We start from the raw sequence: 16065 nt of genomic DNA, 5'->3' as shown, positions 1-16065 counted from the left end.
TTTAATGATTTTGTATTCTTATTTTTGCATAAAATTGTATACAATATGAAAGAGGATTCGCTTGCCTATAAAGTTTATTTAGAAGTACGTAAGAAAATTTTGTCCAGTCAGCTGGCTGGAGGGGCGAGATTGGTGGAGAGTGCTTGGGCGGATAAGTTGACGGTGAGTCGAGTGGCTGTTCGTGAGGCTTTTATGCGGTTAGCAGGCGAGAGTCTGGTAGAGTTTGGTGAAAAAGGCGGCTGCTTTGTGAAAAAAATGACAGTCGAAGATGTGAAGGATATTCGTGAGCTGCGTGAGTTGTTGGAAATAGGTGCATTAAAGATTCTGTTTTCAAAGAAAAGTAAAGAGCTTATCGAAGATTTGGAACTGATCTGTAACGATTTTTCTGAGATGGTCAGCAAGGGGTATTATGGTGGTGCTTGCGAGGCGGATGTTCGTTTTCATGAGCGGATTATTGAGGGAACTTGCAATTCAAGGTTGATTTCTATTTACAAGAACAGTAACATTCCCTTATTTCATATGAAGCTCGGGGCTATTATGGGGCAGATGGAAGATTACCTGGATACGGAGAAGGAGCATCGCGCTATTGTTGATGCGTTGAAAGCGGATGACTGGAATAAAGCTTATACCACTTTGGTCCATCATTTGGATCGGGGCGAGCAAGAAGCCTTGGAATTGGTTTAATATTTTTTGGATTTTTATAGGGGGTCTATTGTTTACAATAGACCCTTTTTTGTGCTGTTCCACTGCAACAATTGCCCTTTTTCAGCTTCTGTAATCATAAGTCCCTGAATGCCTTTTGGGTCTAAAGCACAATTTGTCGGATTCTTTCCCGGCGTAGGTATTTTCTCGGTCGTCTTGTTTTTGGTATCAATGGATAGGATATGTTGCGATCCATAGATAGCGGCATAAAGCTGGTTATCCTGATCGAAGGCAATTCCATCTGGGCCAATAAGACCACCTGTTTCGATGAATTTTTCGATGTTCTCCACCTGTTGTGTCAAGCTGTTCCAGTGCATTTTCCAGATCCATTTTGTACCCGTTTCAGCGACAAAAAGTGTGCAGTTGTCTGCTGCAAAGGCTAATCCGTTTGGGTAAAAAAGACCTGTGTGGATCTTCGTAAGCGCACCATGTTTATGTAGACAGCAGATGTAGCCTGTACCATCTTCCAGGTCATTTCCCGGGCAGGAGAATAATAGGTTCCCTTCGGTATCAAAACATAAGTCGTTGGGCATTTTTAATGGCTTTCCTGCGATTTTCGTAGCTATTGTTGTGCAGGTTTTGTCGAAGGGATCATAGCAACGGATGCTGTTTTGTTGTGAGTCGCAAAACCATATTATGCCGTTTTTATCGATTGCAATGCCGTTGGGATGTCCATTCACAGCTATTCTGCTATACTGATTGTCTTTGTAATAGATCAAGTTTCCTGCTTCTTTCTCCACAAGCCATATACCACCCTCCCGGTCGAAAGCGGGGCCTTCTGGAAAAAGAAGTCCTTCAATGAGAATATTCATTTTTAAAAATTTTAAAATTTATTTTAAATGTATACAAAAATATTGTAATTTGGTATACATAAAATAAGGTGTATTTAAATACAAATTATTGATGACTGCAACATGTGTGGCGGTGATCGTCCAATTATAACAATAACAAATAGCAAAACTTTTAATAGGCATGCAAGAAAATGAAAAATCAGCCGCGATACTGCGGGAGAATGCAAGATGGATACCGGGTGGAGTGGTGTCCTTAAATCGGAAGTCAGATCCGAATATCTGCTTCGTCAAAGGGAATGGTAGTTTGGTCGAAGATATTGACGGGAACAGCTACATAGATTATCAGGCTGGATTTGCAGCATCCTTTCTGGGGCATAATGATCCTGACGTGAACGCTGCAGTGTTACAGACCTTGCAGGAACAGCAGGTATTGATGGGGGCTGGGCCAACCTTACTCGAAGGAGAGTTTGCGGAGCTTTTTTGTCAGTCTGTTCCTTCGGTGGAGAGTGTTCAGATTACAACGACAGGATCGGAAGCGACTTACCATGCCATCCGTATTGCTCGTGCGGTAACAGGCCGTGATCATGTGATTGTTATGCAGGGGGGCTACAATGGCTGGCATAACGATGTGGCCTGCAATGTGATCAGTCAACGTGCAGATGTGGGTTCATATCAAAGTCCGGGGGAATATCCATTCGATTCATTGAGTGCTGGCGTTCCCAAAAATCACAGCGATTTAGTACACATTGTCAACTACAACGATTTGGAAAGTGTGCTGTATGTGGTTCAAAAATATGATGTTGCCTGTATTCTGTTGGAACCGATTCTTCAGAATATCGGGATTGTGAAGCCAAAGGAAGGTTATTTGGAAGGCTTACGCAACATGGCCGACGCGCATGGATTTCTGTTGATCTTTGATGAAGTGAAAACCGGATTCAGACATGCGCTGGGTGGCTATCAGTCCATCTGTGGTATTCAGCCCGATCTTTCAACCTTCGGAAAGGCGGTTGCAAACGGCTACCCATTGGGGGTTATTGCAGGGAAGAAAAAATATATGGATTACTTTGTGGATCCTGATAAGTCGAAGCGCGTTATGATTGCCGGTACCTTTAATGCTTTTCCGCTAACGACGGCGGCGGCGATTGCGACTTTGAAAAAATTAGGAAGCGCTGAGCACCGCGTTTATGAGCACGTAGAGGCGCTTGGTGCGCGTTTGGAGCAAGGATATAAGGAAATATTTCCTAAATTAGGCGTACCGTTTTATGTCGCACGCCAAGGATCTGCCTTCTGTACATATTTTATGGACCATGCGCCAGTCAATTTTCATGATATTTTGGATAACCACAATTTTGAGCTGGATACCCAATATCGAAAAAAGCTCATAAAAGAGGGGATTTTCAATTTCCCGGCACCAATTAAACAAGGAAGTATCTCCTTTGCGCATACGGAGGATGATATCGACAGAACGTTGGAGGCAACTGAACGCGTAATAAAAAGTTTGTAAACCCTAACTATGAAAATAACCGCTATTGAAACCTTTGTATGCCATGCGCGCATGCGAAATTGGATTTTTGTCAAAATTATGACCGACCAGCCCGGGCTTTGGGGATGGGGCGAAGCCACATTGGAATGGCATACGCAAAGTGTGGTCGGAGCTATCAAGGATATTTCTCAATTGTTGATCGGCGAAGATCCGCGTCGTATTGAATACCTGTGGCAGATGATGTATAGACAACATTTCTGGCATGGAAACGGTATCGTTCGCGGTACGGCCATCAGTGGTATCGATATCGCCTTATGGGATATCTTAGGTAAAATTCACAATGTCCCTTGTCATGAGCTGTGGGGAGGTCGTGTACGTGACTATATCCGTTTGTATTGTCATTTAGGTGGAGGTCGCATGGAGGATTTTTATGAGACTGCTCCGGACGATGCCAAGCGATTTGGGGATCTGGCGCTAAAAGCTGTTGAGGAGGGTTTTACTGCTTTTAAATCGATGGCTGTTCCAGAGACGATGTCGTTGGAAGGTCTTCGTCCCATTAAATATGCTGAAGCTTGTGTGAAGGCCATGCGTGATGCTGTCGGCGACGATATTGATATTATGGTGGATTGCCACGCGCGGCCAAGCCCACGTATGGGGATGCAATTTGCGAAAGCCTTGGAGCCCTATGGCCTGTATTTCTTTGAAGAGCCATGCTGGCCAGAGACCATGGAAGATATTGCTTTGATTCAACGGGCGGTGACGACACCTATTGCTTCAGGCGAACGTTTGATCGGAGTGCATGCCTTTCGGGATATGCTCGAAAAGCGCGCCGTAAGTGTTATACAGCCTGATATTACACATTGTGGCGGTCTGACTGAAGCGCGTAAAATTGGAGCTTTGGCCGATGCTTACCGTGTATCTATGGCACCACATAATCCACAGGGCCCCGTGAGTACGGCTGCTTCCATTGAGCTGGGATTTGCAACACCATCTTATATTATTTGTGAAAGTGTGCATAAGGACGTCGAATGGCGTCAGGACGTCGTTACCGAAGGGTTTACGGTTCAAGAGAAAGGGCGGATTGTCCTTCCGAATAAGCGCGCCGGTTTGGGTATTGAAATCAATGAAGAAGAGGTAAAGAAACACCCTTTTCAACAGGAAATATTGCAGCGAACCTTTTATAAAGACGGTAGTGTAGGGGATTGGTAGTCTAAAAATAGCGATAATGGAGGAATATAAGAATAAGGTCGTCTTGATCAGTGGGGGACTTGGCGATATCGGAAGGGCTATGGCTGAAGCATTTTTGACCCAGCAGGCCATTGTATGCATCTCGGATCGGTTTGAACCACAGGTGGCTAGCGAGCGATGGCCCTTGTTGGATGCCCCTGGAGCGCGTCTATTTTATGATCAGGTCGATGTAGCGGATGCCGGGCAGGTGGACGCCTGGGTGACACGGATAAGACAGGAGCTGGGGGCAATTTCCATCTGTATCGCGAATGCAGCATGCGTTACGATTAAAGATTTCAGCACGTTAAGCAATGCGGAATGGAAGAATGAAATGGCCGTTAATCTCGACGGTTCATTCTTCTTGGCGAATGCCTGTGCAAAGTCATTTGTGGAGAATGAGATCGCAGGTTCGATCGTTTTTATGGGCAGCTGGGCGGCACACGCCGTACATCAAAATTTACCGGCATATAGTGTCTCTAAGGCTGGCCTGCGTATGCTTTGCCAGGCCATGGCTCTTGAATATGCAGCATACGGAATTCGTGTCAACGAGATTGCACCAGGCTATGTCAATGCGGGCTTGAGCAAAGTGGTCTGGTCATCAAATGCCGAACTTCAAATGAAAGCAAAGGCTGTGGTGCCACTTGGTCAGATTATAGAAGCTGAAGAGGTTGCAAAACAGGTACTTTGGATCTGTTCGGACAATTGTAAACATATGACTGGTACCGCAATTGTGATGGATGGTGGACTGTCCTTGATTAGACCCTAATGTATGAAACAGAAAGACCTCTTGAAAGAAACGACCGGTAGCTTGTACGCACGATTTGGACTTAGCCAGTGTGATATTACTCCACCGGTCGGCATCTATTCCCGTAATTGGGGTGCAGCTGCATTTGACCAGGCAACCGCTGTTCACCAACCTCTGTTGATGCATTGTTTAGCTATGCAATCCTGCGATGGCTTGCCCGCAATTCTGCTAACCGCCGATTTGGGCTGGTGGAAAAATGCAGCTGATGAACAAAATTTGCGATTAGCACTGCTCAGTCATTTTAATCTGGCTGAATCGCAGCTGATTTTTGCGCTGTCGCATACCCATGCCGGGCCAAGCATCTGTTCGACAGATGCAGCACAACCTGGAGGTGAACTGATTTCGCCCTACCTTGAATTCCTCAAACAACAGGCGATATATTGCATCGAAACGGCACTAAGTGGGCTGTTTAACGGCAGCCTAACCTGGAATTATGGTGTATGCGATTTGGCCAGCAACCGCGATCTGAAAGTCGATGATCATTATCTGATTGGCTACAATCCATTGAAAGAAGCGGATACAACCTTGTTGGTCGGGCGGTTGTATGATGAAACTGAAAGCTTAAAAGCAGTTATTTGTAATTATGCCTGCCACCCAACCAGCTTTGCCCACGAGAATGATTTGCTCTCGCCCGATTTTGTTGGCGAGATGCGGAATACAGTAGAGCGCTCTTTATCCGTGCCTTGTCTTTTTTTACAGGGTGCATCCGGTGATTTGGCTCCGCGGAGACAGTATGTAAAAGATCCGGCACTGGTTGAAGCCAACGGGAAGCAGTTGGGCTATGCGGTGCTCGCGACGCTGGCCCAGGAACAGCGTAGTCATAAAAATTGGATTTTTAAGGAATCTTTGATCTCGGGGGCGCCACTGGCCTGTTGGGGATTTCGGGAACAGCGCGCTTCAACCGATTTTAAGCAAAGGGTATTATCGATCAAAGTACCTTACAAAAAGCTACCGAGTCCCGAAGCAATTTTGAGTGAATACGAAGGCTGTACGGACCGTGTTATGAAAGATCGCCTTTGGCGAAAATATAATACCCGCAAATCCATCGGCGATCAAGAGGATGCTGTTATTCCGGTGTGGATCTGGAAAATGGGAGATGCTGTGTTGGTGGCGCAGGCCAACGAAGCTTATTCCTGTTATCAAATCGAAGTAAGAGCCGAATTTCCAGATCATACGATCGTTTTTATCAATATCGCGAATGGGTATGTGGGGTACCTTGCACCGAAAGAGCTTTATGATAAGGATATTTATGCCGTGTGGCAAAGCCCCTATGCCAGCGGCGGTCTTGAAATACTTATTGAACAAACTAAATTAGGAATTCAAACATTATTGACCGATGAAACTCGATTGGATTGACGTCATTATTTTTGCCGTGTATATTATTGGTATAGTGGTATTGGGCTTATACGCTTCGAAAAAAAACTCCGCCTCGAAGCGGGACTATTTTCTTGCGGGCGATAAGCTGCCCTGGTGGATGATCGGGGGTAGTATCATCGCAGCAAATATCAGCAGTCATCATCTCGTTGGCGCTATGGGCGCCGCTTATAGTCGTGGTTTTGTAGCCATTACCCTGGAGTGGGGCGCGATTCTAATCGGTTTTAATGCATTATTGTGGATATTTCTTCCCTTTTATATCCGCAACGGTTTCTATACGATACCTGAATACCTCGAAAAGAGATACGGCAACGCTACCCGTGTACTTTATGCAATTTTGATCTTGTTTACTTATGTGTTTGTGGAGATTGGGGCAGTTCTTTATTTGGGCGGTCTGTCGCTGCACGCTTTATTCGGCATTCCTATTTTATACAGCATTTTTGGAATGGCAATTCTGACCGGTTTATATACCGTATTAGGTGGGCTAAAAGCGGTGATATGGACAGAGATGGTGCAGCTTGTCATTTTGGTGTTGGGGGGAATTGTACTAACTTTTGCCACCATTGATGCAGCAGGGGGATTTCAGTCGGTCATAGACTCATCGAAAGATTGGAAAATGTTTTATCCTGCTTCTGATCCTGATTTTCCCTGGACCATGTACTTAGGCGGATTGTTGTGTATCAGTGTGTTTTATTGTGCGACAAACCAGTTTATTGTGCAGCGCGTATTAGCGGCAAAAAATGAATGGCATGGGCGTATGGGAGTTATCTTTGGTGACTATCTTAAATTTTTGGTTCCATTGATTATTACTATTCCGGCATTGGTGGCTCCAAAATTCCTACCTCATCTCGATCAGCCCGATTTGCTGTTTGCAACACTCGTGGAAACCTTACTGCCCAAAGGTCTGGTAGGGTTGGTGATGGCCGGATTAATTTCGGCGATCATGTCCCACATTTCAGGAGCGATCAATTCCTGTACAACAATTCTGACCGTGGATATCTATAGCCAGTATATTAATAAAAATGCAAGCGACTACGAAGCGGTCCGTTTTGGTAAGCGCGCCGGCGTTGCTATTATCGTACTCGGGATCATGAGTGCGGTTGTACTGATCAGTTATTCGGATAAGCCGGTTTTCCTTTATTTGATGAATCTGTATGGTCTTTTCACGCCAGGCATCGCAACAATGTTTTTAATGGGGGTATTTTGGAAAAGAACCACATCGCAGGGTGCTTTAACAGCAGGTTTACTGACAATTCCCCTTTCTTTACTTTTGGAATACACCTTACCTGAAATGCCGTTTTTTAATAGAACAGGCATTGTATTCTGGACTTGTATGCTTGCTTGTGCTGTGGTCAGTTTGTTGACACCAGCGGTCGCCGAAGCAAGATTAAAAAATCTGGTGTTGACGGGCGATTCTTTTCAGGTACCGGATCAGGATAAAGCCGCTTACCGTGGTTTTCGAAATCCGACCTTATGGTGGATTATTATAACGGTGTTGGTGCTTTATTTTTATGTACGTTATTTTTAGCTTAACTTGTTGACCTGTTATACTCTTAAAACTTATCCAGATGATCGACCCAATATTGAAAGAATTAAATGCCAAGATAGCGACTGTTTTTCCAAAAATCGTTGCAATGCGCCGACATATCCATCAGCATCCTGAATTGTCTTTTCAAGAATACGAGACAAGTGCCTATATTCAGCAACAACTTCGCGAACTGGGTATACCATTCGAGCTTGTCGCTCAGACAGGTGTTGTGGCTGTACTGACCGGACAAAAATCGGCGAGCGATGATATTGTGGTATTACGGGCTGATATTGATGCTTTGCCGATACATGAGCAAAATGATGTGGACTATAAATCGAGGAATAGCGGTGTCATGCATGCTTGTGGCCATGATTTTCATACGGCTAATCTCTTGGGGGCGGCGTCCATATTAAATGATTATAAAACGGAGTTTTCTGGTAAAATTATACTACTATTTCAGCCTGCTGAGGAAAAGATTCCGGGCGGAGCGATTCAGGTTTTGGAATCCGGTATGCTGGAATCTTTTGGTGGAACGATTAAAGCTGTGCTGGGGTTACATGTAAGTCCCCGTGTTTCTGTAGGAAAAGTCGGTTTACGTTCGGGCCGCTTTATGGCCTCGAGCGACGAATTCTATTTCACCATTAAGGGACGTGGTGGCCATGCCGCGGAGCCACATCGGGCTGTTGATTCCATTATGATCGGCGCGCAGTTACTCACCACCTTACAGCAAGTTGTCAGCCGGAAAGCCAACCCCGATGTGCCGTCTGTATTGACCTTTGGTCGTTTCATTGGGGATGGTGCTGCCAATGTTATTCCCGAGGAAGTCAAATTAGCCGGAACATTTCGTACCATGGATGAGGTATGGCGCAAGGAGGCGCTGGAAATGGTTGCTGAAATAGCGGCAACGCTTCCCGTATCGCTGGGTGCAAAGGTGGAAGTTGAAGTCCGGCATGGTTACCCCGCACTTTATAACGATCCCGCATTAACGCAAAAAGTCAAAACAATTATTGCGGAAACGATGGGGAATAGTGTGCCACAAGATCTCGAAATCTGGATGGCGGCCGAGGATTTTGCTTATTATTCTTATCGTTATCCGGCGTTGTTCATGTTGATTGGGACAAATAACGACGATTCCACCACGCAATATGGCCTTCATAATCCACAGTTCAATCTGGATGAAAAGGCTTTCGAAACATCCATGGCTGTTTTGGTCAATGCAGCTATTTCTCTTTTGAATGAATCAAATGAATAGAAAGAAATTCTTGATGTCCTCTTTTGCATTTGGACTATCCTATGCCGTTAATGCGAATAACAAGCTGTCCTCGAGGCAAGAGAAGGTAAAAAAAATAGGGATCATTGGACTGGATATTACGCACGCTGCTGCTTTTACAAGAGCGATTAATACGGCTGCCAGCAATCATCCCTATGGAAAATTCAGGGTGGTTGCGGCTTACCCCTATGGAAGCAAAACGATCCCTTTAAGTATCAAGCGTATTCCGAAAATTACAGCGGAAGTGCAACAGCTCGGGGTTTCGATCGTATCAAGTATTGCCGAACTATTGAAGAAAGTAGATTATGTACTTTTGGAGACAAATGATGGAAATCTCCATTTGGAACAGGCACTTCAAGTGATTAAAGCAAAGAAACCTTTATTTATTGACAAACCAATAGCGAATTCCTATGCGGACGCTTTCAAAATTTTTGAAGCTGCAAGAAAGTATGGTTGCCCTATTTTTTCGTCAAGCTCCTTGCGTTATATTACCGGTCTTCAGGAATTGGATAGGACTAAGGTTATCGGAGCAGATGTCTATTGTCCGGCAGTAACGGAACCTTCACATAAGGATTTATATTGGTACGGCATTCATGGCGTTGAAATGTTATTTGCGTTGATGGGATCGGGGTGTCTTTCGGTAAAGACTGTTCAGGAACAGGGTACCTCGTTTTATGTTGGGAACTGGGCGGATGGAAGAATTGCCTCACTTCGGGGCATTCGTGAGGGGAAGGATGATTTTGGTGGAACGGTTTTTTTGAAAGATCAGATTGTCCATTTGGGGCAATTTATGGGATACGGTCCCTTGTTGGATAAGATCCTTCCATTTTTCGAAACGGGTGTAAGTCCGGTTGACGAAAAGGAAACCCTGGCAATATGCGCCTTTATAGACGCCGCCGAAGAAAGTAAATTAAACGGCGGCAAGACGGTTCTGCTTCAAAAATAAAAAACTATGTAGGTATGCTTAATACGTATTCGCAATCGTGATCAATAACGCACTATTAAAAATCGAAGCTGGTGATATGACCGTTTCATTTAGCGGGACGCTGTTGCCGTAACGCTCTTTCAATTTGGTTTTTACTTCGGGGCTGCTTAGGTCAAAATCTTTCAGCTTTTCCAGCTTCCCAACTTCGATGCCTGCTCCACGTTGGTATATTTTCCAGATCAATTCCGAACAATATATTTTATCGTCCGACCATTCGAATGTAGCATCGTAATTTTTTCCGAGAAAATTTTTGCCGATTGATTTCATTTTGGCCAGCGTCGAATTGGTCAGTACCTGATCTGCATTTTTGAGGCGCTTGACCGCGTAATGCTGCTTTTCCCCTCGCGCAATCCAGTGTTCTAACTTAGTTACAGTTACGGGCTGTACGGCTTCCAGTACATAAGGATTACCGTTCTCATAAAAAATAATCCCACAATGGGAATACGGAGAACGCGTCGCTAATTGGATCGCTTTACATTGCGGTGAAATGGAAGACTGAAAGATCATATCACCATCTTTGAGTGGGGGCAATTTCGCATTATCTTTTGCGTGTTTGGGGGCCACTTTTTTTGGTTGAGCATGTATTGGCTCAGCAAAGATCAGTGTGACTAACATCAAGCTAATCAGCGATAGCAGGTATATAAATGTCTTTTTCATTGTTTTATTGATGACTTATTGAAATAGTTTCATGATTTTCTTTGACTTGGTCCTTTCGGCAAGTTGAAAAGCAGATAATACGTCGGATTCATATTGGTATACTTTCTCCGTGTTTGCACCGTTCTGCAAAAGATAATCTACGATTATTTTGTTTTTTATTAAGATAGCTTTTCCAAGTAATGTGCATTGTGTAAAGCTATAATCAGCTTTAATTTCATCAATACCCAGTCGGTTCAGGCTATTTAAACAAGTTTTACGGATAAAATCCATGTCGTTTTTTTCTATTGCTATCTTCAGGATTTCGAAATCATTGAATTGTCTGTTTTTAGCTAGAAATAAATGGTGAAACTGTTTGGCGATAGCGTACTGTCCCTTTTCTAAAATCCGATGAATGGCATTGCTGCTAAATTCCTCTACTGTGGAAAATCCATGCAGCTGACTAAAAAATAAAAGTATATTTTCAAAAGGGAGCTTGGCTACCTCCAGTTGCATGAGGCCGCTCAGATCGTTCGTGTCGAATAAATTCTCCATGTGTCTGAGGCTGTCCAAAGCGATAAATTGAAATTCGGGTTGATAGTCCGCGAGCCAATTGGAGGATTTGGCTATTACAAAGGTGTTGTTAGCAATCCTATAGTTGATAGAGATAGCTGGTTCAGCATAGTTGATTATTGTTATTGTACTGTCTGATAATTCATAATGTTTTGAACGAAGATGCGCTGTCGTTGCGGTGGGAAAGAGCCTGTTGAGATTGATCTGTATGGCGTATACGCCCAACTTGTCTGCATGCAAATTATAACAAAGTGTTCCTTGCTCTGTGATGTAAAAGGGTATTCTGCTCCCCGGCTGCTGCTGTGACTGAAAAACGATCTTGTTTTGGTAGGCAAATAACGATGTTGCCAGACCGGCTAGTAAGCAAAGCATGCAAAGACCTATTTTTAACCCTAAGCGATTTATGGTATAAAATGATCGCATGACTAATCGTGGTATAGCTCTAAAAACTGATTGATCTGATTGGTTAACCCAAACGATTCGGATTCCAATAAATTGATTTCAGCTTGTATCTCCATTGTAGTCGGCGACAAGGTAAGCTTTCGATAGACCTGAATATCTAGTTCCAAAACGGCTAATTGTAGTGCGAGCAGCTGTTTGCCTTCTGTAGTATGGAGTTGTAGTTCATTAAAGGCATGTTTTAATCGTTCCAATTCAGCGATTGATTTTTGGACGTCATTTTCATCGGCCTTGCCAAAGTTCGGATAGGCCTCTCCCAACGTGCGAAAAGCATCGAGGTATTCTTCCTCGGACATTTCATAAATATTCGAATAGAGCATATTGTACGCATCAATGGCGTCATAGGTTTCCGAATCCATTAAGTCTTCGCGATAGTCCTCGACCAACTGTTTGATGTCTTGAGATTCAATCTGTAAGATTGACTCAATATCCTGTTTGATAAGATTGGCTATTTCCATGCTTTATGCTTAAAGTAATCTAAAGTCCCCCGCCGGCTCACAAATTTGCTGACAAAGAATTTTTTGACTTTGGTATAGACAAAGATCTTGTTTTATCGCAAAATTTCAATCCCTATAATCAGCTAATTTTTATGGAGACTGTCGCTCAGCAGTTTTTTATCACCTGAGCATCTCCTATAGGACCTGTGCAGTCCATATTTCCATCGCATTTTTCTGTCTTGTCGCACGTATTTTTCTTTCTGCCCGTCAATCAAACGGAGAGCGGGATGCCGTGTAGCCAAACGGGGATGAGCGAGCTATCAAATTCTACCTTTTAACATTGTTTGTTCAGTGCTTGTTCAGTGCTCGTTCAGTGATGACTCAGTGTGGACTGTATAATTAATGAATGATCACTGTCTAAATAGTGACTAAAAATTGTTATGAGATACGACTTGGTATAGGTATGCTTGGTTTAATATAGGTGAATCAGGAGATCAGCTTTAGGACCAATAGTTAGAAATGGGGGATGAATTTTAAGTAAACTAATTTTCTCTAAATTATTTGATTGATTGATAGTGTTTTATGGTGTTTTTGTGATTTTATGAGTAAAAAGTACTCAATATATTTTGCGCGCTTAAATTTAATCCTCATATTTGTTGAGTAAAAAATACTCAATAGTACAAAGTAAAATTAAAAGCTATGATCGTATTAAATAAGCAACAGGTAGTCACAGAACAATTTCCAAACGGGGAAACAAAAGTGAAAGATTTTGATCAGTTGATCTTAAAAGACAACCTTGTCGAATTTACATATCAAGAAGATGGAGACTTAATCCGCTTGCTTTTTGTCAAGAAGCGGTTGGATGAAACCGAAGCTGAAACTTGTCGGTTATTGATCCATTATATGCCCTATAGCCGTATGGATCGCAAAATAGAAGGTGATTTATTCACATTGAACTATGTGGCGGAGTTTATCAACAGTTTGCAATTTGATCAGGTGTTTGTGGTCGAACCGCATTCCCACGTTACCCTGGAACTTTTAGTGAACAGTGTTGGGGTTTATCCGGCATTGGACTGGTTGCCACAGTTGATGGAAAAGCTTGATTTTTCGGACAATGATCGGATTGTTTTCCCGGATAAAGGAGCGGCGGCACGTTACATCAACAGCGGCTATGAAAATAGCTGTGTTTTTGAGAAAAAGCGAAATCCACAAACAGGCCGGATAGAAGGGATGGAACTTAAGGCTGGAGATATTCCGCTTGGCGCAAAATGTATTATTGTCGATGACCTCTGTTCTGCAGGTGGCACATTTCTTTGGGCCGGGAAAATATTGAAAGAAATGGGAGCCAGTGCAGTTTATCTTTTGGTCACACATTGTGAAGCCCGAATTTTTAAAGGGACCCTGTTGGATGATGATTCACCAATAACCAGTGTCTTTACCACCAATTCCATGATGGATACCGAGCACCCAAAAATAAATTATATCAACTTAACGACTGAAAGTTATGTTTAAATCAATGAGCAAGAATCCAATACTTTGGACAGATGGTTATAAATTGTGTCATAAGGATCAATATCCAACACATACGGAATGGGTTTATGAGACTTGGACGCCACGCATGTCTCGCATAGAAGGTATTAGTCATGTTGTATTTTTTGGATTACAGGGAGCCTTGGCCGAAATCACCAATTCATTTGATGCAAACTTTTTTGCTCAACCGGAAGAAGAGGTCGTGGCGGCTTACGAAGAGGCAATTGCAACTGTTTTTGAAAATACAAACGCGAAGTTTGCGGCGACGCATGATTCGAAACATATTCGCGACTTACATCGGCTGGGGTATCTTCCAATCAAGGTAAATGCGTTGCAGGAAGGAAGCTTGGTTCCTGTCGGCGTACCAATGTTTACGATTGAAAATACACATCCCGATTTTTTCTGGCTTCCGGGTTACCTGGAAACACAATTATCGGCTTTTATCTGGTCACCGATGACTGCAGCGACAATCGCAGATCGCTATAAAAGGTTATTGACGGGGTTTGCCGAGAGAACGGGCGACGTCAATAAAGTCTTTACGCAGGCCGGAGATTTTTCCATGCGTGGTATGGGTTCCCCTGAAACGGCTTATCGTACGGCTGGGGGACATCTGTTGAGCTTCGGTGTCTCTGCTACATTGTCTGTTCGGGAGTATCTGAAATCCTACTATCATGCAAAAAGTGATGTAATGATGTACACCCCATCGACGGAGCACAGTGTAATGTGTTCGTACGGAGAGGACGAGGTAGAAGCATTTCGACATTTAATCACAACGGTGTATCCAAGTGGAAATATCTCCATCGTATCGGATACCTACGACCTCTGGAATGTAGTTGACAATGTATTGCCGCAATTGAAAGATCTTATTATGGCTAGGGAGGGGAAGGTTGTTATTCGTCCCGATAGTGGCGATCCTGTGAAGATTATCTGTGGCGATGCTGCATCTGATCGCAGTACTGTGCAGAAAGGTATCGTCGAACGTTTGTTTGAACTTTTTGGTGGTACGACCAACAGCAAAGGCTTTAAGGAGCTGGATCCCCATATTGGCGTAGTGTACGGTGATTCCATTACAGTCGATCGAGCGGATAAGATCTGTCAAGGTTTGCTGGATAAGGGTTTTGCCTCGACGAATACCATATTGGGCATAGGTTCGTATACCTATCAGTATGTGACACGGGATACCTTTGGCTTTGCGTTAAAAGGGACGGCTGAGATTGTCAATGGTGAGTTTAAAGCGATACAGAAACGTCCCGCTACAGATACTGGCAACTTTAAAAAGTCGCAAAAGGGGATGGTCGCTGTGGTCTTTGAAAATGACGATTTTCGTTTGATAGACGATCTTACACCGCAAACGGTCGCCGATCTGGGTGAACGAAATCTGCTGGAAACATGTTATCTGAATGGCGAATTTATACGCACAACGCGTTTTGAAGAAATAAGGAATAGATTAAGAACTGAAACAATTCGAGTATATGGAAAATAGCGTAAACAAACCGTTTTTCATCCAGGATGAAAACGTTGCACAGTATGCACAATTGATGGCATCCTGGATTGCCCAACAGGTGAAATCGGCCGACCGCAAAGGACTTGTATTGGGTATGAGTGGTGGAATAGACTGCAGTGTTGTCGCTTGCCTATGCCGGCTGGCACAGGTGGATGTCCACTTGGTGTTGATGCCGTATGGCAGTGATATGAACAAAAGTAAAAGCCATCAACATGCCATGGAGCTTATTCAGAAATTTGATTTTCCATTTCATGTATTTGACATTCAACCCGCGGTGGATGCGTTGGCCATTCATCAAGAAAAGTTTTTCGCAGAAGCTACCGCCACTAACCGCGCTTTGAGCCTTGCTAATATTCGTCCACGTGTTCGTATGACGTATTTGTATCAATTAGCACAATTGGGTAGTAGATTTGTTATTGGTACGGGGAATATGGCCGAAGCTACTGTAGGTTATTTTACGAAGTGGGGCGATGGTGCCTATGATCTGAACCCGCTGGCAATGGTTACCAAACAGGAAGTATATACCTTAGCCAAATATTTGGGGGTGCCCGAATCTATTCAGTATAAAAGTCCATCTGCTGGTCTTTGGGAGGGGCAGACCGATGAAGAGGAATTGGGTATGACCTATGCGCAAATCGATGGGTTTATTTTAAAAGGTACATCGGGCGATCCGGTTATAGACGAAATTATTCGTAAACGTATACAACAATCTGCCCACAAGTTTGCAGCGGTGCCTATATTCAAAGGTTAATTTTAAATGGTTC

At 43.6% G+C, this 16065-nt stretch carries 15 protein-coding genes; 11 read left to right on the top strand and 4 right to left on the bottom strand.

The window, feature by feature from the left end; translation table 11 throughout:
- Positions 1–45: 45 nt before the first annotated feature.
- Positions 46–684, top strand: a complete 639-nt coding sequence (locus BGP15_RS13110; protein ID WP_046675764.1) for a GntR family transcriptional regulator — start codon at positions 46–48, stop codon at positions 682–684.
- Positions 685–716: 32 nt separating this feature from the next.
- Here the strand turns inward: BGP15_RS13110 and BGP15_RS13105 are convergent, their stop codons facing one another.
- Entirely contained in the window at positions 717–1514 is a 798-nt protein-coding gene (locus BGP15_RS13105) for an SMP-30/gluconolactonase/LRE family protein (protein WP_286769759.1), read from the bottom strand.
- A 160-nt stretch (positions 1515–1674) separates the two neighbouring features.
- Between BGP15_RS13105 and BGP15_RS13100 the strand changes: the two genes are divergently transcribed.
- Genes BGP15_RS13100 through BGP15_RS13070 form a run of 7 tightly spaced genes read left to right on the top strand, consistent with a single transcriptional unit; the run spans position 1675 to position 10126 of the window.
- Positions 1675–2997 (top strand): aspartate aminotransferase family protein, encoded by a 1323-nt coding sequence (locus BGP15_RS13100; protein WP_046675766.1) that lies wholly within the window; start codon positions 1675–1677, stop codon positions 2995–2997.
- A gap of 9 nt (positions 2998–3006) precedes the next feature.
- On the top strand, positions 3007–4185 hold the full coding sequence (gene dgoD, locus BGP15_RS13095) for a galactonate dehydratase (RefSeq protein WP_286769758.1): 1179 nt from the start codon (positions 3007–3009) through the stop codon (positions 4183–4185).
- Positions 4186–4201: 16 nt separating this feature from the next.
- Positions 4202–4969 (top strand): SDR family NAD(P)-dependent oxidoreductase, encoded by a 768-nt coding sequence (locus BGP15_RS13090; RefSeq protein WP_286754378.1) that lies wholly within the window; start codon positions 4202–4204, stop codon positions 4967–4969.
- 3 nt (positions 4970–4972) lie between these two features.
- Positions 4973–6364, top strand: a complete 1392-nt coding sequence (locus BGP15_RS13085) for a hypothetical protein (RefSeq protein ID WP_286769757.1) — start codon at positions 4973–4975, stop codon at positions 6362–6364.
- Entirely contained in the window at positions 6345–7910 is a 1566-nt protein-coding gene (locus BGP15_RS13080) for an SLC5 family protein (RefSeq protein ID WP_286754380.1), read from the top strand. The genes BGP15_RS13085 and BGP15_RS13080 overlap by 20 nt, the downstream gene beginning before the upstream one ends.
- Positions 7911–7950: 40 nt before the next feature.
- A complete protein-coding gene (locus BGP15_RS13075; RefSeq protein WP_286769756.1) occupies positions 7951–9162 on the top strand; it encodes a M20 metallopeptidase family protein in 1212 nt (403 codons plus the stop codon).
- Positions 9155–10126: a Gfo/Idh/MocA family protein gene (locus BGP15_RS13070; protein WP_286769755.1), complete on the top strand. Its 972-nt coding sequence runs from the start codon at positions 9155–9157 to the stop codon at positions 10124–10126. The genes BGP15_RS13075 and BGP15_RS13070 overlap by 8 nt, the downstream gene beginning before the upstream one ends.
- A gap of 18 nt (positions 10127–10144) precedes the next feature.
- On the opposite strand, the gene BGP15_RS13065 is transcribed toward BGP15_RS13070, so the two are convergent.
- Genes BGP15_RS13065 through BGP15_RS13055 form a run of 3 tightly spaced genes read right to left on the bottom strand, consistent with a single transcriptional unit; the run spans position 10145 to position 12288 of the window.
- Complete coding sequence (locus tag BGP15_RS13065; RefSeq protein WP_070569578.1) at positions 10145–10822, bottom strand: YiiX family permuted papain-like enzyme; 678 nt, start codon at positions 10820–10822, stop codon at positions 10145–10147.
- Positions 10823–10837: 15 nt separating this feature from the next.
- Positions 10838–11743: a hypothetical protein gene (locus BGP15_RS13060; RefSeq protein WP_286769754.1), complete on the bottom strand. Its 906-nt coding sequence runs from the start codon at positions 11741–11743 to the stop codon at positions 10838–10840.
- A 53-nt stretch (positions 11744–11796) separates the two neighbouring features.
- The gene (locus BGP15_RS13055; protein WP_112374175.1) at positions 11797–12288 is read right to left on the bottom strand and encodes a hypothetical protein; all 492 of its coding nucleotides are present in this window, start codon (positions 12286–12288) and stop codon (positions 11797–11799) included.
- 678 nt (positions 12289–12966) lie between these two features.
- Between BGP15_RS13055 and BGP15_RS13050 the strand changes: the two genes are divergently transcribed.
- The 3 genes from BGP15_RS13050 to nadE are packed head-to-tail and all read left to right on the top strand — an operon-like array spanning position 12967 to position 16052.
- Entirely contained in the window at positions 12967–13779 is an 813-nt protein-coding gene (locus tag BGP15_RS13050) for a phosphoribosyltransferase family protein (RefSeq protein ID WP_115048038.1), read from the top strand.
- Between the two features lie 4 nt (positions 13780–13783).
- Positions 13784–15280, top strand: coding sequence for a nicotinate phosphoribosyltransferase (locus tag BGP15_RS13045; RefSeq protein ID WP_201649465.1), 1497 nt, complete (start codon positions 13784–13786; stop codon positions 15278–15280).
- Positions 15270–16052, top strand: a complete 783-nt coding sequence (gene nadE / locus BGP15_RS13040) for an NAD(+) synthase (RefSeq protein WP_286769753.1) — start codon at positions 15270–15272, stop codon at positions 16050–16052. The genes BGP15_RS13045 and nadE overlap by 11 nt, the downstream gene beginning before the upstream one ends.
- Positions 16053–16065 lie beyond the last annotated feature (13 nt).

It is taken from the genome of Sphingobacterium sp. 40-24 (genome assembly GCF_001899705.1).
GTDB lineage: Bacteria > Bacteroidota > Bacteroidia > Sphingobacteriales > Sphingobacteriaceae > Sphingobacterium > Sphingobacterium multivorum.
Note: the sequence above shows the minus strand (reverse complement) of the source record. Positions and strands in the feature narration are given on the sequence as shown.